Annotated in this window: 14 protein-coding genes, 1 tRNA gene and 1 riboswitch; of the genes, 5 read left to right on the top strand and 10 right to left on the bottom strand. The window is 72.3% G+C overall.

The window, feature by feature from the left end:
• Positions 1–18: 18 nt before the first annotated feature.
• Positions 19–1,122 carry a HoxN/HupN/NixA family nickel/cobalt transporter gene (locus OG975_RS17040; protein WP_406330110.1) on the bottom strand — a complete coding sequence of 368 codons (1,104 nt, stop codon included), beginning with the start codon at positions 1,120–1,122 and terminating at the stop codon, positions 19–21.
• Positions 1,123–1,149: 27 nt separating this feature from the next.
• A riboswitch (cobalamin riboswitch) is annotated at positions 1,150–1,377 on the bottom strand.
• 24 nt (positions 1,378–1,401) lie between these two features.
• The gene (locus OG975_RS17035; protein ID WP_406330108.1) at positions 1,402–1,560 is read right to left on the bottom strand and encodes a hypothetical protein; all 159 of its coding nucleotides are present in this window, start codon (positions 1,558–1,560) and stop codon (positions 1,402–1,404) included.
• Here OG975_RS17035 and OG975_RS17030 point away from each other — a divergent pair.
• Positions 1,555–1,914 carry a winged helix-turn-helix domain-containing protein gene (locus tag OG975_RS17030; RefSeq protein WP_406330107.1) on the top strand — a complete coding sequence of 120 codons (360 nt, stop codon included), beginning with the start codon at positions 1,555–1,557 and terminating at the stop codon, positions 1,912–1,914. The two genes, OG975_RS17035 and OG975_RS17030, sit on opposite strands and share 6 nt — an antisense overlap.
• A gap of 171 nt (positions 1,915–2,085) precedes the next feature.
• Here the strand turns inward: OG975_RS17030 and OG975_RS17025 are convergent, their stop codons facing one another.
• The 4 genes from OG975_RS17025 to OG975_RS17010 all read right to left on the bottom strand — a co-directional run bounded on the left by OG975_RS17025 (position 2,086) and on the right by OG975_RS17010 (position 8,064).
• Complete coding sequence (locus OG975_RS17025; protein ID WP_406330106.1) at positions 2,086–3,474, bottom strand: Cys-Gln thioester bond-forming surface protein; 1,389 nt, start codon at positions 3,472–3,474, stop codon at positions 2,086–2,088.
• A gap of 280 nt (positions 3,475–3,754) precedes the next feature.
• Positions 3,755–4,225: a single-stranded DNA-binding protein gene (locus tag OG975_RS17020; RefSeq protein WP_406330104.1), complete on the bottom strand. Its 471-nt coding sequence runs from the start codon at positions 4,223–4,225 to the stop codon at positions 3,755–3,757.
• Positions 4,226–4,408: 183 nt separating this feature from the next.
• Positions 4,409–6,154 carry a GTPase gene (locus tag OG975_RS17015; RefSeq protein ID WP_406336298.1) on the bottom strand — a complete coding sequence of 582 codons (1,746 nt, stop codon included), beginning with the start codon at positions 6,152–6,154 and terminating at the stop codon, positions 4,409–4,411.
• 302 nt (positions 6,155–6,456) lie between these two features.
• Positions 6,457–8,064, bottom strand: coding sequence for a dynamin family protein (locus OG975_RS17010; RefSeq protein WP_406330103.1), 1,608 nt, complete (start codon positions 8,062–8,064; stop codon positions 6,457–6,459).
• Positions 8,065–8,374: 310 nt separating this feature from the next.
• On the opposite strand from OG975_RS17010, the gene OG975_RS17005 reads away from it, so the two are divergent.
• A tRNA-Arg gene (locus OG975_RS17005) sits at positions 8,375–8,447 on the top strand.
• Positions 8,448–8,646: 199 nt separating this feature from the next.
• Here the strand turns inward: OG975_RS17005 and OG975_RS17000 are convergent.
• A complete protein-coding gene (locus OG975_RS17000) occupies positions 8,647–8,931 on the bottom strand; it encodes a DUF1876 domain-containing protein (protein ID WP_406330102.1) in 285 nt (94 codons plus the stop codon).
• A 438-nt stretch (positions 8,932–9,369) separates the two neighbouring features.
• Between OG975_RS17000 and ettA the strand changes: the two genes are divergently transcribed.
• From ettA to OG975_RS16985, 3 genes are read left to right on the top strand one after another with little or no spacing between them, the layout of a single operon-like run.
• A complete protein-coding gene (ettA, locus tag OG975_RS16995) occupies positions 9,370–11,034 on the top strand; it encodes an energy-dependent translational throttle protein EttA (RefSeq protein WP_406330101.1) in 1,665 nt (554 codons plus the stop codon).
• 6 nt (positions 11,035–11,040) lie between these two features.
• Complete coding sequence (locus OG975_RS16990; RefSeq protein ID WP_406330100.1) at positions 11,041–11,472, top strand: acyl-CoA thioesterase; 432 nt, start codon at positions 11,041–11,043, stop codon at positions 11,470–11,472.
• A complete protein-coding gene (locus tag OG975_RS16985) occupies positions 11,469–12,182 on the top strand; it encodes a hypothetical protein (RefSeq protein ID WP_406330099.1) in 714 nt (237 codons plus the stop codon). Before OG975_RS16990 ends, OG975_RS16985 begins: the two co-directional genes overlap by 4 nt.
• Before the next feature lie 27 nt (positions 12,183–12,209).
• Here OG975_RS16985 and OG975_RS16980 read toward each other — a convergent pair whose 3' ends face one another.
• The 3 genes from OG975_RS16980 to OG975_RS16970 all read right to left on the bottom strand — a co-directional run bounded on the left by OG975_RS16980 (position 12,210) and on the right by OG975_RS16970 (position 19,366).
• The gene (locus OG975_RS16980; RefSeq protein WP_406330098.1) at positions 12,210–13,181 is read right to left on the bottom strand and encodes an ABC transporter ATP-binding protein; all 972 of its coding nucleotides are present in this window, start codon (positions 13,179–13,181) and stop codon (positions 12,210–12,212) included.
• A gap of 94 nt (positions 13,182–13,275) precedes the next feature.
• Positions 13,276–16,044: an FtsX-like permease family protein gene (locus OG975_RS16975; RefSeq protein WP_406336296.1), complete on the bottom strand. Its 2,769-nt coding sequence runs from the start codon at positions 16,042–16,044 to the stop codon at positions 13,276–13,278.
• Position 16,045: 1 nt separating this feature from the next.
• A complete protein-coding gene (locus OG975_RS16970; RefSeq protein WP_406330097.1) occupies positions 16,046–19,366 on the bottom strand; it encodes an FtsX-like permease family protein in 3,321 nt (1,106 codons plus the stop codon).
• Between the last annotated feature and the right edge of the window lie 47 nt (positions 19,367–19,413).

Here is a 19,413-nt window from a genome sequence, read left to right as displayed (position 1 = left end):
GCTGCCGCCCCGCCGGTCTCAACTCCCGCCGGCGGGGCGGACTGCCCACCGCTGCTCGACCTTGGCCAGCCGCCAGTACGCCACGGCCGCGGCCCAGACGACCACGAACAGGCCGACGATGATGTAGCCGACGTTGTCCATGTCGAGCCCCGCGATCCAGCCGGTCACCGCGTCGCGCAGGTCGAGCTTGTCGTGCAGCACGCCCACCAGCTCGATCGTGCCGATGAAGAAGGCCACCGCGATGGACAGGCCAGTGATGGTGAGGTTGTAGAAGACCTTGCGTACCGGGTTGGAGAAGGCCCACTGGTAGGCGAAGTTCATGAACGTGCCGTCCAGCGTGTCGAACAGGCTCATCCCCGCCGCGAACAGCAGCGGCAGGCAGAGGATCGCGTACCAGGGCAGCCCGGCCGCCGCACCGCTGCCCGCCATCACCATCAGCGTGACCTCGGTGGCGGTGTCGAAGCCGAGGCCGAAGAGGAAGCCCAGCGGGAACATCTGCCCGGGCCGCGTGATGGACTTCGTGAAGCGGCCGAGGATCCGGTTCATGAACCCCCGGGAATCCAGGTGCTGTTCGAGCTCGGCCTCGTCGTACGTACCGGCCCGCATCGCCCGGAAGACCCGCAGGATCCCGATGAGCGCGACGAGGTTGAGCGCGGCGATGAGGTAGAGGAACGACCCGGAGATCGTCGTACCCATGACACCGAGCACCTGGTGCGTACTGGACCCCTCGTTCATGATCCGCCCGGCCAGCTGGGTGCCTCCGGCGATGAGCGCGGCGAGGATGACCACCACACTGGAGTGCCCGAGCGCGAACCAGAAGCCCACCGACACCGGCCGCTTGCCGTCGGCCATCAGTTTGCGCGTGGTGTTGTCGATCGCGGCGATGTGGTCCGCGTCGAAGGCGTGCCGCATGCCCAGGGTGTAGGCGGTGACGCCCAGGCCGATGCCGAACGCCTTGGAGCCGACCTCGTAGTGCTCCGGCACCACGAGTAGGAACAGGATGCCGAACGCGACGACGTGCAGCGCCGCGATCACGGCCAGGAGTACACCGGTCCGCACGGTGTCCTCGCGCCGCCAGCGGAAGCCGGCTGCGGATGGGGACGACTGCGTGGGCAGGGTCATGCGGTCACGCTCCAGCACCTCGTGGATCACTTCGTGAGATGCCGCGGCCGGTCTCCTGGCTGACGGGTGCACGCGCCCGGCCCTGCCTTCCCGGCCTCGCGGCCAGTGGCGCCACCCGAAGGCGGCACGGGACGGGAACTCCCCGATCACAGTGGCGAGGGCCGCTCCGGTCTGGGCCCCTGAGGGGCCGTCACCGGTCTTCCCGAACACCACGGCCCGCCAACCGTAGGCGTGGCCGGGGTCTCCTGCAAAGCTGCACAGCTACGCAGGTATTGAAGATCACATACGGCTGCTCGCGCTGGCCGTTCCGGAGACCGAGACGGAGACCGAGGCGAACACGGAGACGGAGACGGAGACGGAGACAAAATGGGAATCGGAGACGGGCGGGGAGACGGCGGCGTGCGTCCCGGGGTCGCCTGCGAAGATGGCCCCATGCATCTCGTCCCCGCCGAGCGGGCCGACCGCCGGACCATCGACGGCCACCGGGTCTGCGACGCCGTCGCCGCCATCGGTGAGCCCGGGCACGTACGCACCTGGGCCGACCGCTTCTCCCTCCTCGCCGACCCGCGTCGCCTCGCCCTGCTCCTGGCCCTCCACCGGGCGGGCCCTCTCGCCGTCTCCGACCTCGCAATCGCGACCGGCATGAACGACGCCGCCGTGTCCCAGGCCCTGCGTCTGCTCCGCACCGCGGGGGTGGTCGAGGGCGACAAGGACGGGCGGGTCGTGCGCTATCGGGTGACCGACGGTCCGACCGCCGAACTGCTCGAACACTGCGCGTCCGGCGCCGGCTGAGCCGCTCCCGGGCGCACCGGGATCGAAAAGGGGATCTGGACAAGGCATCCGGACAGGGCCATCCGGACAAGGGTGCGGCCCCGAACGCCTGGGAGGCGGGCCGGGGCCGCGGGCTCACGGAGTCACCGTGGTGCGGTCACTCACTGTTGAGTTGCCAAGGTGCCGTGTTGCTCAGTCCTGCGTCGGCGCGTTCTTCCTGCGGACGAAGAACACCGCCGCGCCGCCGATCACGACCAGGGCGATGGCCACGCCCGCGATGACCGGGGTCGCGCTGGAGCCGCCGGTCTCGGCGAGGTCGGTGCCCCCGCCGGAGGTGCCGCCCACCGTCGCCGGGCTCGGCTCACTGACCGTCTGGGTCGAGATGTCGTTCGCGCCGCCCTGGGTCTTGCAGTCGAGGACGCCCTTGAACCGCTCGGTGAAGCCGTTCGGACCGTCGATCGTGAAGTCGTACGCCTGGTCCTCCTGCAGCGGAATGGTCACCGTCTGGGACTTGCCCGCAGCGATGGTGTGCTCGACGTCCATCAGCTCGAAGGTGAACGCCTCGTCGCCCTCGTTGGCCGCCGTGATGTCGACGCCGCCCTTGGTGCAGTTCTTCTCGGCGGACAGGGCCGGTATCGCGCCCTTCTCCGCCCAGTTGGCGGTCGCCGCGGCGGAGACCGTCGACTCGCTGGAGCCCGCGAGGATCTGTGTCTGGCTGTGGGTCTCCGAGGTGAAGGCGCGGCCGACCGGCACGGTCGTGGACGCCTGTACGGTCAGCGCGGCCGAACCGTCCGCGCTGTCCTTCGGCACGTCGAAGTAGAGCCGGCTGCCGTCGGTGGCGGAGGTGATCGCCTTGCCGTTCTTGTCGACGATCTTCACCCCACTGGCGGCGGAGTCCGCGGGCGGCGTCACCGTCACACTGCCCGCGTTGGTGTGCACCGTGACGGGGCCGAGCCGCTCGCCGGCGTGACCGGAGACCGCGGCCGGGTCGAGGGTCAGCGAGGCCTGGGGCTCCGCCAGATTCCGCGCGTTCTTCTGCAGATAGTCCGCGAGCTTCTCCGCCTGCGGGTCCACCGCGTCCACGTCGGCGCCGTCCGAGTACCGCCAGATGGCCACCTGAGTGCCGGCCGCCGCGTCCTTCTCGGTGAGGCTGCCGACGCCGGCCTTCTTGGCGAGCGCCGCGAGGTCGTTCACCTGCGGGTAGGAGTTCTGCAGGATCCAGCGGATCCTGCCCGCGTTCTTGTTGCCGTTCAGCGACGTACCGCTCCAGGGGGTCTCCTGGTACTTGGCGTCCCGCTGTGTCGGGTTGTGGATGTCGATGCAGTAGGTCTGCAACATGCCGCCGTTGTCGACGGACATCTCGAACAGCCCCGCGGACACCCAGCTGTCCTCGCCGTTCTCGTGGATGACCGCGGACCCGTATGTCTTGAGGTCACCTATGGTGGCGGTCGCACCGCCCAGGCTCTGCGGGGTCTCGTCGGCGACGGCCGTACCGGCGGTGGCGATCGCCACCGCAGCGACGAGTCCCGACACCAACGTCGCGGCGGCGAGGCGGGCGGCCCCTCGGCTGCGCGCGGACACCGCAGAGAACGCAGAAAACACAGAATTCCCCTTCGCGCAGGACCCGTTGACATGGGGGGACGGTCCCGCCAGCAGAATCAGAAGCCACGTGAGCTATGCCCGGCATCCTAAGGAAGCGGCGCACCAGGTTCCCCGGTCATTCCATCGGATAACCGATCCGACTCGGAATCGTTATCGCTCACACAGCTGTGAGCTGGGCTTATCGACAAACACACAGGGACCGTTCGCAACGCATTCATCGATAAGCCGCAGTTCGGTCAGGTCGTACGTGTCCCTGACATCACGTCACTCCCACCGGCTCGGCCTGCTGTTGGACCGCCGCCTTGCTGTGAGCCCCTGGTTCCGTCTCCCAACTGGGCTCCGGCTGCGGTGCCGGAGCCGGAGCCGTGTCCCCCTTGGCGGCTCGACGGAAGGCGGAGGTGCCGCGCGAGAGATCGTGTCCGATCGCCGCCGCGTCGACGTCCGCCGAGGTCCAGCTCTGGCCGTCGCGCGTCTCCGTGCGTACCTTCAGCCGCCCCTGCACGACCACCGGATCGCCCACCGACAGGGACGCCCCCGCGTTCGTCGCGAGCGCCTTCCTGGCCCACACCGTGAAGAAGTTGGTGTGTCCGTCGGTCCACTCGTTCTTCTCGCGATCCCAGTAGCGCGATGTCACGGCCAGCCGAAACCTCGTCGACGCTCCAGTCGACAGCTCCCGGTACACCGGCTGCGTCGCGACGTTCCCCACCACGCACACCATCGTCTCGTTCATCCCGAACCCCTCTCCCGTACGAATGCGTCTGTCGCGGCGACCGCGTGCGCTGTGTCGTGCGCTGCGATCGCCGCGAGATCAGACTGCCTCCGTCGGGCCGAGCCCGCTGAGCGCTGTGGACCACCGGCCGGTTGTGGAAAACCCTGTCACCCGACGGGGTGAGGCCGCACAGCTTCGCCGGGGTTAACCCACAGGTGCCGACGCCGCCCCCGTAACCTTCCCGTACTGCTCCCGCACCTCCCGGTACCGCAGCAGTTCCGCGGCCACGGGATCCAGCACGCGTGCCCTCCCGCACCCGGCGGCGGCCTCGCGCAGCCGTCGTTCCGCTTCGAGGCCGTAGCGCCGGGCGGGCCCGCGCGCCGCCATCCTGCTGCTCCACTCGACGGCCGGACCGCCGATGATGCCCGCGACCATCAGCAGTACCGGCACCCCGAGATTCGGCGCCGTGACCCCGATGATTTGCCCCAGCAGCCAGAGCCCGCCGATGACTTGGACGATCGTCATCAAGGCCTGCGCCAGCACGGCGACCGGCCACCAGCCGGGCCGCGGCGGACGCCCCACCGGGGTCACGGCGCGGGCCGCCATCTCGTCCAGCGCCTCGGGCAGCCCCTGCGCCCCGCGTACGGCCGCCTCGCGCACCGCCTGCGCCCAGGGCGCGGGGAGCCCGTACACCGCCCGGTTCACGACCAGCCGTACGGCCTGCTCGACGCGCTGGCGTGCCGTGGCCTCCTCGTCCGCGGGGGCACGGACGGGCAGGCGTCCGGTCGGGGGTTCGCGGCGGTCCTGGTACCAGCGCCACAGCCGCAGCCAGGGCGTCCCGCACGCGCGGTTGGCATTGCGGCGCCATGCGCGCTCGGACGCCTCGCCGGCCGCGACCGCACCCACCGCGTCCGCGAGCCGGGCCGCGAACTCGTCGCGCGCCTCCTCGCTGAGTCCGACGCGCCGCCCGGTCGCGTAGACGGGCCGCAGCCGTGCGGCCGCCGCGTCCACGTCGGCGGAGATCCGGCGCGCCGCGGCACCGCGCTCGGCCACGAACTGGCCGAGCGACTCTCGCAGTTCGCCGACGCCGTCCCCGGTGAGCGCGGACAGCGCGAGCACGGTCGCGCCCGGTTCGCCGTACTCGCCGAGCGCGATCCCGTCCTCGTCGAGCAGCCGCCGCAGATCGTCGAGGACCTGGTCGGCGGCCTCCCCGGGCAGCCGGTCCACCTGATTGAGGACCACGAAGGTGACCTCCGCGTGCCCGGCCATGGGCCGCAGATAGCGCTCATGGAGCACGGCGTCGGCGTACTTCTCCGGATCCACGACCCAGATGACCGCGTCGACGAGGGCCAGGATGCGGTCCACCTGTTCGCGGTGCTGGACGGCCGCGGAGTCGTGGTCGGGCAGGTCGATCAGGACGAGGCCGCGCAGCTGCGCCTCCGCCTCCGCGCTCTGCAGAGGGCGTCTGCGCAGCCGCCCGGGGATGCCGAGCCGGTCGATGAGCGTCGCCGCGCCGTCGCTCCAACTGCATGCGATGGGCGCCGCGGTGGTCGGCCTGCGGACACCGGTCTCCGAAATGGCCACGCCGGCGAGCGCGTTGAAGAGCTGCGACTTGCCGCTTCCCGTGGCCCCGGCGATGGCGACGACGGTGTGCTGCCCGGAGTGCTTGCGGCGCGCCGCCGCCTCGTCGAGGACCCGGCCCGCCTCGGCGAGCGTCCCGCTGTCGAGCCGGGTGCGGGAGAGGCCCACCAGCTCGCGGAGCGCGTCCAGGCGTGAGCGCAGCGGTCCGTCGTACGCGAGAGGGGCCGGCGGTTCCTGGACGGCGGTCCTGGTCTCCACCACCGGCGCCTCGTGCCCGGTGGCCGTCTCGGAGACGCGCCGCGCGATGAGCCCGTCGTCCCAGACGGGTCCGCCGTCCGTACCCGCGGCCGTGTCGTCGCCGTGCTTCACGCGCGCGTGCCCGTCGCCGGAGCGGGCGTTCTCGGGGAGCCCCTTTTCGGAGGGCTCACTGTCCCCGGCGCTCTCCGGGGTCCGGTCCTCGGGAGCCGCCTCTTCGGGGAGGCCGTTTTCGAAGGCGCCCTCTCCGGGGAGGCGGGTTTCGAGAGTGTCCTCTTCGGGCGTGCTCTTTTCGAAGGTGTCCTCTTCGGAGGTGCCCTCTTCGGAGCAGGCGTCGTCGGACGAGTCGTCTTCGGGGTGGTCGTCTTCGGGACGGTCGGCGTGATCCGTGTGGTCAGTGACGGCAGTCACCGCGGTCACCTCTCCTTCTGCAGTACGGACAGCGCGGCGATGAGTTCGGCCTGGGGTTCTGGATGGACGTCGAGCGCGTCGAGGGGCGCGAGACGGCGTTCGCGCTCCGTGTTCAGGGCCTTGTCGAGGAAGTCCGTGAGCAGCCGCCCGCCCCGGTCGCGCAGCCGCAGCGCCCCGTGCGCCCCGATCCGCTCGGCGAGCCCCTCGCCCGCCGTCCGCGCCCGGCGGCCGCCCAGGAGCGCGGAGGCGACCAGCGCGGCGACCACTTCGGGGTCCGGCGCGACGCTCTTGTCGAGGGCGCGCACCTCTTCCTCGGCGTGTTCCTCCAGGACGCGCCGCCAGCGTCGTACGGCCATCCCGATCCGGTGCTCGGCGCTCTCCAGCGTCGGATCACGGTCCGTCAGTGCCGCGGCGCCCGCGGCCGGTTCGCGTCGCCATGCCTCGTCCACGCGCTCGTCGGCCGCCGTGACGGCGCACAGGAGCAGGGCACTCAGGCTCTCGACGAGTGCGTCGAGCAGTTCGTCGGCGCCGCAGTCGAGGGGATAGGCGCGCCACCGCTTGAGCGCGTCCCCCGAGAGCACGGCCCCGGCCTGGAGACGCCCCTTCACGCGCGCGTGCTCGCTGTCGTACGCCCCTTCGACGGCCGCGGTGAGCCGCAGCGCGGCGGCGTACTGCGCGGCGGCGGCGCTGGCCAGTTCGGGCATCCGCGCCTTCAGCGAGTCGAGGACTCCGTAGGCCGTGCGGGCCAGCGCCTGGTGCCGGGCGCCCGGGTCCTGCGCCTGGTGCGTGAGCCATGTACGCAGCGGCGCGACGGCGGTGGCGGGCAGCAGGCCGCCGCCCCACGCGGACTCGGGCAGCTCGGGCACGGTGAAGCGGGGCACCTCGCCGAGGCCGGCCTTGGCGAGCAGGGCGCCGTACTGCCGCGAGACCTCGGACACCACCTGGTGCGGCACCCGGTCCAGGACGGTGACCAGGGTCGCCCTGTGCTCCTTGGCCGTACGCAGCAGATGCCACGGCACGGCGTCGGCGTATCGGGCTGCCGTGGTCACCATCACCCAGATGTCGGCGGCGCAGATCAACTCGGCGGCGAGTACGCGGTTGTCTGCGACAAGGGAGTCGATGTCGGGCGCGTCGAGGAGGGCGAGGCCGCGGGGGAGTGTGTCGGCGGTCTCGATGCGCAGTACCCGCTCCCCGCGTTCGGCGAGGGCGGACAGGTCGTCGCCGGGCTCCTGATGGGGCACCCACACGCGCGTGAGGTCGGGCAGCACCCGCATCCCGCTGAACCAGTGATGGTCCTCCGGATGGCACACCAGCACCGGCGTACGGGTCGTCGGCCGCAGCACGCCCGCCTCGCTGACCCGGCGTCCCACAAGGGAGTTGACGAGGGTCGACTTGCCGGCGCCGGTGGACCCACCGATGACGGCGAGGAGCGGTGCTTCGGGTTCCCTCAACCGGGGCACCAAATAGTCGTCGAGTTGTGCGAGCAGTTCGTCGCGGTTGGCACGCGCGCGTGGGGCCCCCGCCAGGGGCAGCGGGAAGCGTGCGGCGGCGACACGGTCGCGCAGGGCGGAGAGTGCGTCGAGCAGCTGAGGCCGTACGTCCAAGGTCACCACATGCGAAGAATGCCCAATTTTGGTGGCTTTCTGAAGCATATGGCTATGCCTGCGCGCCGACAGGACACACGGGGCGGAAGGGATGACTGGGGCGCAGGCATAACGAGTGCACAACACCCGATGCGTGAGACGCCAAAAGCGGTGCACGATTCGTACCCGCCTGCGATTATCAGGACCGCTTCACCGAACCTCCACATCGAGCCACGGAGGCGAAGCACGGGGGACAGGGACGCGGGAGCCCTATCCTTGTCCCCGGCAAGGTCACGGATCAGCCCACACCCGGGCACCAGGACACAGGCCACCACACCCGGCCCCCGTAGCTCAGTGGATAGAGCAGGCGCCTTCTAAGCGCTTGGCCGCAGGTTCGAGTCCTGCCGGGGGCGCAATTCCCCACCCTCCCTATGGGAGGGCTTTTTGTTGGTTCCCCGGCGTGTCGTGCCGCTCGTTCTCCGGTCTGTCATGTGCCGGGACGGCACCGGCCACCCCTGGGACAGTGCCCCAACGGTGGCCGACGCCGCGGGCCGGCCCGTGTTCCTAATCCGTGTTCTCAGCCCATGTTCCGTCGAGCCATGTCCCGTCGAGTCAGGTCAGTGGGCGCGACGTCCGGCCCGACGCCTCGTCGATCTCGTCGTGCGCCTTGGTCAGCAACTGCATCGCCAACTCGTTCAGCGCCCTCGCGCCCGCGACCTCCTCGCCGACTCTTGGCTGGTTCGAGTCGGAGGGGTGGCGGCTGGCGTACCCGTGGGCGCGTTGTTCGCTCCCGTCGGGGAGTCGTAGGAGGGCGGCGGCGCGGGTGCGGTGGTCGTCCTCCTCGAATTCCATCTCCACGTGCCATCCGACCGTGGTCCGTGCCTGTGTCTGCGTCATCGTGATCACCTCCGGAGCCCCGGCCCCTAGTACGAGTGTCCTCCCTCGGCCGCCCGCGCACGAGGTGGCGCCGAGCTCGCGGCAGAGGTGGCGGCCGACGCCGACAAGGAGTGACGGGACGGCTACGACCTGCTGTCGCGGATCGAGGACAAGGGCTGGGCCCTGCGCACTGCTCAGTACTTCTACGTCCAGCTCGGCGAGGAGTCCCGGGACAAGTGGCTCACGTCGGGGCAGCGGGTGGCGGTCAAGGGGAAGATCATCGGCGTGTATCTGTTCCGGAGAGGTTCTGGGGGGCCTGAGGACGCACAGGGCGTGGGCCGCCCGTGAACGGGCAGGTCGCAGGGGGCTCGTCCGAACGGGTTTCCCCCCAGGGCTAGCCGTCAGGCAAGATGGGGTGTATCTGCCCACTCCCGATTTCAAGCGTCCGGACGGTTTCTCTTGGCTGAGTTCATTTACACCATGCGCAAGACGCGCAAGGCGCACGGCGACAAGGTGATCCTCGACGACGTCACCCTGAGCTTCCTGCCCGGAGCGAAGATCGGTGTGGTCGGCCCGAACGGTGCCGGTAAGTCCACCGTTCTGAAGATCATGGCGGGCCTTGAGCAGCCCTCCAACGGCGATGCCTTCCTGTCGCCCGGCTACAGCGTCGGCATGCTGCTCCAGGAGCCGCCGCTCGACGAGTCCAAGACCGTTCTGCAGAACGTCCAGGACGGCGCCGCCGAGATCATGGGCAAGCTGCACCGGTTCAACGAGGTCGCCGAGCTGATGGCGACCGACTACTCGGACGCGCTCATGGACGAGATGGGCAAGCTCCAGGAGGACCTGGACCACGCCAACGCGTGGGACCTGGACACCCAGCTGGAGCAGGCCATGGACGCCCTGGGCTGCCCGCCCGGCGACTGGCCCGTCACCAACCTCTCCGGTGGTGAGCGTCGCCGCGTCGCGCTGTGCAAGCTCCTGCTTGAGGCTCCTGACCTGCTGCTTCTCGACGAGCCCACCAACCACCTGGACGCCGAGTCGGTCCAGTGGCTGGAGCAGCACCTCGCGAAGTACCCCGGCACTGTCGTCGCCGTCACCCACGACCGGTACTTCCTCGACAACGTCGCCGAGTGGATCCTCGAGCTCGACCGCGGCCGCGCGCACCCCTACGAGGGCAACTACTCCACGTACCTCGAGAAGAAGGCCTCCCGCCTCAAGGTCGAGGGGCAGAAGGACGCCAAGCGGGCGAAGAGGCTCAAGGAAGAGCTTGAGTGGGTCCGCTCCAACGCCAAGGGGCGTCAGGCCAAGTCCAAGGCGCGTCTGTCGCGCTACGAGGAGATGGCCGCCGAGGCGGACAAGATGCGGAAGCTGGACTTCGAGGAGATCCAGATCCCGCCGGGCCCGCGCCTGGGCTCCATCGTCGTCGAGGTCAACAACCTCTCCAAGGCCTTCGGTGAGAAGGTCCTCATCGACGATCTCTCCTTCACGCTGCCGCGCAACGGCATCGTCGGGGTCATCGGGCCCAACGGCGCCGGCAAGACCACGCTCTTCAAGATGATCCAGGGTCTGGAGATCCCGGACTCCGGCTCGATCAAGGTCGGCGAGACCGTCAAGATCTCGTACGTCGACCAGAGCCGCGAGAACATCGACCCGAAGAAGTCCCTGTGGGCCGTCGTCAGCGATGAGCTGGACTACATCAATGTGGGCCAGGTCGAGATGCCGTCGCGTGCGTATGTCTCCGCCTTCGGCTTCAAGGGCCCGGACCAGCAGAAGCCGGCCGGTGTCCTCTCCGGTGGTGAGCGCAACCGCCTCAACCTGGCGCTGACCCTCAAGCAGGGCGGCAACCTGCTGCTCCTCGACGAGCCGACCAACGACCTCGACGTCGAGACCCTGGGATCGCTCGAAAACGCGCTGCTCGAGTTCCCCGGTGCGGCCGTGGTCGTCTCCCACGACCGCTGGTTCCTGGACCGAGTCGCCACGCACATCCTCGCGTACGAGGGCGACTCCAAGTGGTTCTGGTTCGAGGGCAACTTCGAGTCGTACGAGAAGAACAAGGTCGAGCGGCTCGGCCCGGACGCGGCTCGCCCGCACCGTGCCACCTACAAGAAGCTGACCCGGGGCTGATCGACCTTGCGGCACATCTACCGCTGCCCGCTGCGCTGGGCGGACATGGACGCGTACGGCCACATCAACAACGTGGTGTTCCTCCGCTATCTGGAGGAGGCGCGCATCGATTTCCTGTTCCGCCCGGAGAAGGACTTCAAGCAGGGGTCTGTGGTGGCGCGCCACGAGATCGACTACAAGAGGCAACTGGTCCACCGGCACGCGCCGGTGGACATCGAGCTGTGGATCACGGAGATCAGGGCGGCTGCGTTCACGATCACGTACGAGGTCAAGGACCCGGCCGCGCCTGACGCCAAGGAAGTGGTCTACGTCCGGGCCTCGACGGTGATAGTGCCGTTCGACTTCGAGACCCAGCGCCCGCGCCGTATCACCTCCGAGGAACGGGAGTTCCTGGAGGAGTACCGGGACGACAAGGCCGACGAGGCCGTCGCGGCATGACCGTTCTGCACCTCGCCGACGGAGGGGAGGCGGCAGATCTCGCCGCCTTCCTCTCCCGGCTGATCCACTACGACCGCGCGGCCGCCGTGCGCCTCCAGGCGCACGGCAAGGCGCTCGCGGTCTTCGGGCGCCCGCCGTCCTTCGAGGTGCTCGCCATCCGTACGGCGCGCCTCGCCAAGCCGTACGAGAACGGGCTCGACGTCAGTCTCGACGTGACCGTCTCCGCCGGTGAACTCCTGGAGTCCGTCGACGAGTCGGCGGCCACCGCCGCCGTCCCGGCCGCCGTCACCGGGCCGCCGTGGGCCGGAGTGCTGCCGCCGCGCGGGGGCTGGCAGCCGGAGCCGGGGCTGCCCGCGCCGGACGCGGTACGCGCGATGGTCGCCGCCGCGGTCGCCGAATTCCGGTCCCGTACGCAGGAGTTGGCGCCCGAGGCCCGTACCCGTGCCGAACTCGACCGGATCGGGCGCGAGATCTGGTCCCGGCCGATCGGCGACACCGGGCTTCCGGTGCGGGCCGCGCACGCGGCACAGTCGCTGGGATTCCTGCGCACCGTGAGCGACACCGCGAGCGAGGCCGTACGCCAGGACGCTCCCGGCGAGAGCCCGTTGGGGCTGTACTCCTCGGGGGCGTGGCTCCGGCTGCGTACGCCGTACGGGTCGATCGCCTTGCGCCGGGCCGGACTTGGGGCGCTGGACGTCAGCGTGCGCTGATCGCGTTTCCGCCGGCTGCTTTCACGATCAACTGTGACCGCTGTCGTCCGGCCATACGCCGATGTGGTCCGACTCCAGTTCCAGTGCCACGCGGTCCCGCATGCCCAGGGCCTCGGTGTACTCGGCGGGGAGCTGGAGGCGGCCCGCGCGGTCGAGCATCGCGTACTCGCGGGCCACCACCGCCTCCTGGCCGGTGGCCGCGTCGACCTCGGTGCGGCGCAGGACCTCCGTGGAGGTGCGGCCGTCGCGGATGGCGACCGTGCGGCGGACCTCGCCGGCGACCGCCTGGTCGTGGGTGACGATCACGATGGTGGTGCCGAGGTGTTCGTTCGCGGTGCGGAAGGCGGCGAAGATCTGCTCGGCGGTGTGGGAGTCGAGTTCGCCGGTGGGTTCGTCGGCGAGCAGGACGGCGGGGGCGTTGGCCAGGGCCACCGCGATGGCGACGCGTTGTTGCTGGCCGCCGGACATCTGGTGCGGGCGGCGGCCCCGGCAGTCGGCGATGTCCAGCAACTCCAGGAGCTCCAGGGCGCGTTCGGCCTGGGCGCGATGGGAACGGCGGCCCTTGCGGGCGGTGCCGGACAGCTGCATCGGGAGAGCGACGTTCTGGGCCGCTGTCAGGTAGGGGAGGAGGTTGCGGGACGTCTGCTGCCAGACGAAGCCGACGACCTCGCGGCGGTAGCTCAGCCGGTCCTTCGCGCCCATCGTGAGCAGGTCGCGGCCGGCCACCTTCGCCGCGCCCGCGGTGGGGGTGTCCAACCCGGCCAGGATGTTCATCAGCGTCGACTTGCCGCTGCCCGAGGCACCCACCAGCGCCATCAACTCGCCCTCGCGGACCAGCAGATCGAGACCCTGGAGAGCCTGGACCTCCACACCGTCCGTGGAGAAGATCCGCACCAGACGGTCACAGGTGATCAGGGCGTCGTGGCCGTAGGCGGGGCGGTCCCGGCGGGCGGCGGCGCGGTGTGCGAGGTCGGCGAAGGTGGGGTCGGTGGTGGTCATGGGCGACTCCTGGTGGCGCTCGTGGCGCTCGTCGAAGGGGCGCTCGTCGAAGGGGTGCGTGGCGATGGGCCGGGCTCGGCTGCGAGGGCGCCGCTCATCGCGCGTCCCCCGCCCGCAGTTCCCGTACCGACCCCCTTCTCCCCGTCCACCACGCCTGTGCCGCCGCGATGCCCGTCGCGAGGGCGAGGACGGTCAGGGACGGGAGGAGCAAGGAGAGGGTGTCCGTGCGGAGCCGGGCGCTTCCCGGCGTGGAGTCGTGGGTGGCGAGGGCGATGGCCGTCAGGTCGATGCCGGGGGAGAGCAGACGGATGGCCGCCCAGCCCGTGAGCGCGCCGCCCGCCGCCGCGAGCAGGGCCTGGGGCAGGGCCTCCAGGACGAGGAGGCGGCGGCCCTGGGCGCGGGTGAGACCCATGGTGCGGAGGCGGGCGAGGAGCGCGGCGCGCTCGGGGGCGGCGCGTATGAGGGAGAGCAGCAGGGCGAGTACGGCGTACCCGGCGCCCGCCGCGACCGCCGCCGTGTAGATCCGCTCGGCGCCGGACTGCAAGGGCGAGTCGACGTACCGCGCCCGCTCCTCCGCCCGCAGCCGTACGGTCACGCCCGCACCGGACGCCTTGCGCAGGGCGGCCCCGTCGAGGTGGTCGCCGGTCACGAACAGCGCGGTCGGACGCGCGGCGCGGGTCCCGAGTCCGGCCCGGTCCACGACCAGGAAGTCCATGTCGGAGACGGCCGGGGTCAACTCCCGTACGAGAGCGATCTGCACGGTGACCCGGCTGCCGTCCTCCATCCGCACGGCGAACGGCCGCGTGCCGTAGCGGTCGGCGACGGCGGGGGAGGCGAGGGCGGGGAGGGGCGTGGCCCCGGAAGCCTGCCCCGACCCCCGTGACTTCAGCGCCCCCGCCGGGAATCCCCCGAGCCCCACTCCCCGGGCCAGCCGCGCGTACGCGTCCGGATCCACGCCCGCCACCGGGACCGTCTCCTCCTCCGTGCCCGAGCCCTCGCCCAGCCGTGCCTGGTAGGCGATGCTCACCGGCGTGACCGCGCGGGCACCCGGAGTCCGGTGGAGCCGGTCGGCCAGGGTGGAGGGCAGGGCGTGGGTCGCCTCGACGCGGGCGTCCGCGCCGGTGGTCAGGAGGGCCGCGCGGTCGCGGGCGTCGTGGACGCCCGCGAGGACCGAACCGCCGAAGGCGGCGGTGGTGAGGGCGGTGAGGAGGGCCAGGAGGGGCAGGACCGTGGAGGTGGAGGTGCGGCCGGCGCGGGCCAGCGAGAGAGGGGTGACCGCGCCGCGCAGCCGCCCGGCAGTCCGGGACAGCCCGCGCAGCGGCAGCGGGTAGAGCCGGACCAGCACCAGGGCCGCGATGACACCCACCAACACCGGTGCCAGCGCGACCAGTTGGTCACCGGAGGCGGAGCCCGACGCATCGGACGCCCCTCGGCGCCGCAGCGCCACGACCGCCGCCGACGCCAGTGCCAGCAGCGTGAGTTCCGCGACTGTACGGCGCCGTGACGGGCGTACGGACGTCAGGTCCTCGCGGGCCCCGTGGATGCGTACGGCGCGGTGGGCGAGCACCGCGCGCACCGGCAGGGTGGCGCAGGCCAGGACCGTCACTGCGGCGGCGGCCGCGACCGCGTACGAGCGGCGGCCCTCCGGGACCGCGAGCAGGGCGCCGCCGAGGCCCAGCGCGCCCGCGGGCAGCGCGACCACCGCCGTCTCGGCGAGCAGACGCCCCGAGACGCCCCGCAGGGAACCGCCGCGGGCGCGCAGCAGGGCCAGTTCGGCGCGGCGGCGGTCGACGGCGAGGCCGCCCGCCATCAGCAGGACGACGGCGGCGACCGTGCCGGTGCCGGAGGCGGCCACGGCCACCAACGGGCCGATGCCGGAGCGCAGTTGGGTGAACGACTTCAGTACGTCGTCCAGGTCCGTGGTCGCGTCGGCGAGCGGGTCGACGCGCTCCCGTACCCGGCCGAGGCCGGGGCCCGCCTCCAGCGCGGCGATCGCGGAGGCCAGGCGGGACACGTCGTGCGCGGCCAGGACGGAGGTGTCGGGCGCCAGCTGCCAGTAGCGTTCCGGCTTTCCGGGCGTGCCGAGCATGGCGGGGGCCGCGTCCGGCGGCAGCAGCAGCGCGCCCAGCCAGTACTTTTCCGGCGGGCCGCCATTCGTGGGCAGCACCATCAGGGAGGGCTTGCGCAGCACGGGCATCGCCGTCCAGTACGCGCCCCCGGGCGTGCGCGGGACGACGATGCCGGTGACCCGTACGGACAAGGGGGCGCGCTCGATGCCGGGCAGGTGGATCACCGAACCCACCTTGATCCGCAGGGTCTTGGCGGTCTCGGCGGTGACGGCGGCCTCCACCTCGGCCGTCGCCGCGGTCACCGTGCCCGTCACGCGCGGCAGACGCCCCGAGGCGAGCCGGGCGTGGCCGGCGAGGCCGTTCTGCGCGATGAGCGACATACGGGCGGGCAGCCCGGTCGGCATGGGCAGCCAACGGTCCAGCGCATCCGTGGGGTTGGCGGTGCGGACGCCGTACGAGGACTGCGTACGGTCGGCGACCAGAGGCCGTTCGACCGCGGCCAGCACCTTCGCGTACGCCGTGCTCAGCGCACCCCCGCGCAAGGCCTTCTCCCGCTGCTCCTGCGGGAGTTCGACGCCTGGCTGCGGGGCGTACACCTGCACGGTGGTCTTCTGGGCCGAGGCGTCGTCGAGGAGCCTGCGCAGCCCGGCGTCCTCGTACCGGTCGACGGCTCGTGGGAAGGCGGCGGCCAGCGCGGCGGTCAGTGCGACGAGCAGGGCCAGGGCGAGCGCCGCTCCGGGCGCGGCGCGCAGCCGTGTGCGGACCCATGGAGCCACCGGAGCCGTACCGGCCATGTCACTCACCGCCCTGTCGTCGCAGCGAACTCGCCGGGTCCGGGCGGTGCAGCGCCAGGAACGCCGTGATGGCCAGCGGGGTCACGGCCACGGCGGCCAGCAGCACCGCAACGTGCGGCAGCGGGAGCTGGACCAGGACCCGCGGGACGGGCCGGGTGGCGTCGGAGGTCAGGACGATCAGCGGGACGACCGCCCGGGTCAGCACCGCGCCCAGGGCGACCCCCACCACCAGCGCCAGGGTCACGAGGACACTCTGCTCGGCGGCGATCAGCCGGGCCAGCTGGCGGCGCGGCGCACCCAGCGCCCGCAGTACCGCGAACTCGGCGCCCCGCTCCCGCAGCGACCCGGCCGTGCTCACCGCGAAACCGACCGCCGCCAGCGCCGCCGCGACCACGGCCGCCGCGGCGAACGCGGCCTCGGGGCCCGCCCCGAACGGGTCGTCGCGCAGCCCGTCCGCGATCTCGTCGCGCACGACGACCTGTGACGGCTCGATGTCGGGCCGCTCCCGCACGGCCGCCGCGACCCGCGCCGCGTCGCCCGGCGCGGTCCGCAGCCACCACTCGGTGGGCGCGACGCTCTGCCCGTAGCGCGACTCCAGCACCCGGTTCACGGAGCGGAGATCGACCAGCAGCGCACCACCGTCGGCCGCCGCCGCGGCGCCGGTCTTCGCCGACGCGCCACCCGTGCCCGGCCCGCTCCCGGTCGTGGGCAGCGCCCGTACGCTCGCGACGATCCGCACCGGCACAGTCTCGCCCCCGAGCGGCACGTCCATCCGCTGCCCGATCCGGGCGCCCGCCGACGTCAGGAAGCGGTCGGTCGCGATCGCGGTGGCCTCCGCCACCGGCTGGACGACTTGCAGGCGGACCGCCAACGACGTGATCTGCCAGGCGAAATCGTGCGGGACGTAGCCGGTGCCGTAGCGGACGGCGAGGGTCTTGTCCGTGGCCTTCTCCACCTGTGGGGGTGTCGGCCGGGTGGAGGCGTCGGGCGACGCCGAGGTGCTGTTGGTCTGCGACGCCGCCTCCCAGGCGGTGGGCAGCGGCAGCCGCTGTACCGTGCCGTCGGCGCCGGCCGCGGTCAACTCCTCGACGGAGAACAGGTGGTGCTGCGCGCGGTCGATGGGCTGGGTCATGTCCAGCTCTAGTCCGGTGAGCGTCAAGGCGCCGGTGGCCGGCGCCAGGTCCAGCGCGAGCGGGTGCGCCCGTCCGTCGGCGGGGAGCTGGCCGAGCCGGATCGCGTACGGCGTCCCGTAGCGGTCCTCCAGCGTCACCGTCACGTCCGCGGTCGTGCCGTCCCCGCCGCCGTGGATCCGCGCCGTCATACCGAGCCGCGTGGCGCCCTCCGGGAGCGCCGTGCCCGCGGTCGCCCCCTTCGGTCCGAGCCCGGCCAGCAGCGGCCGCACCGGCCGGCCGGCCAGGTCGTCGCGCAGCAGGACTTCGTCCGCCGCGTGCGCGGTGTCGAGCGCGAGCACCGTCGCCGTGCGGTTGCCGGACAGTGGCAGGGACGTACGGACGGCGGGTGCGGCCGCGCGGACGTGCGGGAGCGCCGCGTAGAACCCGGCCTGGCCCAACTCGCCGTCGTCGCCCGCCAGTACGCGTACGGACGCACCGGCCTGGAAGTCGGCCTGGTCGTCCTGCGAGCGGTCCCAGGAGGCGCCCTGGCCGATCGCGAGCATGCCCATCGCGACGGCGAGGACGAGGAGCAGGACCGGACCGGCGCCGCGCATCGGGCGGCGGCTGAGCTGCCAGCCCGCGAGGGCGGCGGGCAGCCCCCGGCCGCTCGCGGCACGGCGTTCGGCGAGCCGGGCCACCGGCGGCAGCAGCCGCAGGGTGAGCACGGTCCCGGCGAGCAGGGCCAGCGCGGGCGCCGAGACCAGGAGCGGATCGATGCCGAGGGTGCCGGACCGGTCGTCGGTGACGGCGCCGGAGGTCTGCCGGTCCAGCTGCCAGTACGCGACGCCCGCGATCACCAGCAGGCCGACGTCCGCGCCCGCGCGCACCGGAGCGGGCAGCGAGCGCGCCCGGCCCTCCGCCGTGTCGCCGGACGTGAGCGCCGGAACCGTCACCGCCAGCGCGCAGCCCAGCGCCACGGCGGCCGCGACCAGCCACACCCCGCCGCGCCCGGCCGAGGTGTCCAGGCGCAGCCCGATCCTCGCCAGCGCGCCCTGTCCGGCGAGCAGCCGGGTCAACGGCCCGGCGAGAAGCGGCGCGCACAGGGCCGCGGGCACGGCGAGCAGCAGCGCCTCCAGCGCGGCGAGCCCCGCGACCCGGCCGCGCGAGGCTCCGCGCGCCCTCAGCACCCTTGTCTCGCCCGTCCGTTCGGCACTCAGCAGCCGGGCGACGAGGAGCAGCGCGTACCCGGCGAGCAGCGCGAGCTGCAACGCGACGATCAGCAGCGTCGAACGCGACACGAGCAGCGAACGCTCGACACGGTCCAGCACGTCGGGCAGCGAGGTCGCCACGCCCGTCGTCCCGCTCAGCGCGGCGGCCTTCCGCAGCGTCCGCGGCCCCGCGCGGGCCGCGTCCCGCAGGGCGCCGATCCGGCCGGGCGTCAGCGTCGAGAAGTCGGCGGACGCCAGCCACGCGGACTCCCCGGCGCTCACCCGGCCACCGGTCAGGACGGCGGGATCGGCGAGCAGCGGTCCGTACGTCGTGAAGTCGACCTTGTTGATCCCGCGGCCACCCAGCTCGTCCAACTGCCAGTAGGGCGCGGTGGGCCGGGCGGGCCGGTACAGACCGGTGATCCGGACGCGCACCTTTGGGCCGCCGAGCCGGTCGACGAGGGTGAGGCGCGCGCCGGGTTTCAGACCGAGCCGGCCGGCGGCGTTCTCGGGCAGCGCGACCTCGATGACAGCGGCGCCGGACCTGTGTGGCAGCCGTCCGGCGGTGACCCGTACCTGCGTGTGGTCGAGGGCGGCGAAGTGGGTGAGGTCCGGGTCGCCGGCCCGGTCGGCGGGCGCCTGGAGGGTGCGGGGCAGCGCGTACGGGCCCGAGCGGACCAGGGTGCGCAGGGTGACCGGAAACCCGCCGAAGGTCTGCCGGGCTCCCTTGCGTACGGCGCTGTCGGCGGCCTCGCGCTGCTCCGCGGAGACGTCGGCCCGGACGATCAGCGCGGTGTCGACGGCGTTGCGGGGGTCCTGGAGCGCGTGCCGCAGGGAGGCGTCACCGATCGCGCCCGAGTACGCCGTGAGGGTCGCGAGGACCGCCGTCGTCAGCAGGACGGTGAGCAGCGCGGCGGCCAGCAGCAGGCGGTGTGCCCGCGCACGCAGTAAGACGAACCCCGTCACCCGGCCCCCCGCCGTCGTCCCGGGCCGACGCGCCACGGGATCTCCGGGCGATGCTGGCAGAGGAGACGGGCCGCGGGTAAGCG

Source organism: Streptomyces sp. NBC_00203 (assembly GCF_045206325.1).
Classification (GTDB): Bacteria; Actinomycetota; Actinomycetes; order Streptomycetales; family Streptomycetaceae; genus Streptomyces; species Streptomyces lutosisoli.
Note: the sequence above shows the minus strand (reverse complement) of the source record. Positions and strands in the feature narration are given on the sequence as shown.

Coding starts and splice junctions, on each gene's coding strand:
- OG975_RS17040 (WP_406330110.1), bottom strand. CDS start 1,122: ATGACCCTGCCCACGCAGTCGTCCCCATCCGCAGCCGGCTTCCGCTGG.
- OG975_RS17030 (WP_406330107.1), top strand. CDS start 1,555: ATGCATCTCGTCCCCGCCGAGCGGGCCGACCGCCGGACCATCGACGGC.
- OG975_RS17035 (WP_406330108.1), bottom strand. CDS start 1,560: ATGCATGGGGCCATCTTCGCAGGCGACCCCGGGACGCACGCCGCCGTC.
- OG975_RS17020 (WP_406330104.1), bottom strand. CDS start 4,225: ATGAACGAGACGATGGTGTGCGTGGTGGGGAACGTCGCGACGCAGCCG.
- OG975_RS17000 (WP_406330102.1), bottom strand. CDS start 8,931: ATGACGCAGACACAGGCACGGACCACGGTCGGATGGCACGTGGAGATG.
- OG975_RS16985 (WP_406330099.1), top strand. CDS start 11,469: ATGACCGTTCTGCACCTCGCCGACGGAGGGGAGGCGGCAGATCTCGCC.
- OG975_RS16980 (WP_406330098.1), bottom strand. CDS start 13,181: ATGACCACCACCGACCCCACCTTCGCCGACCTCGCACACCGCGCCGCC.
- OG975_RS16975 (WP_406336296.1), bottom strand. CDS start 16,044: ATGGCCGGTACGGCTCCGGTGGCTCCATGGGTCCGCACACGGCTGCGC.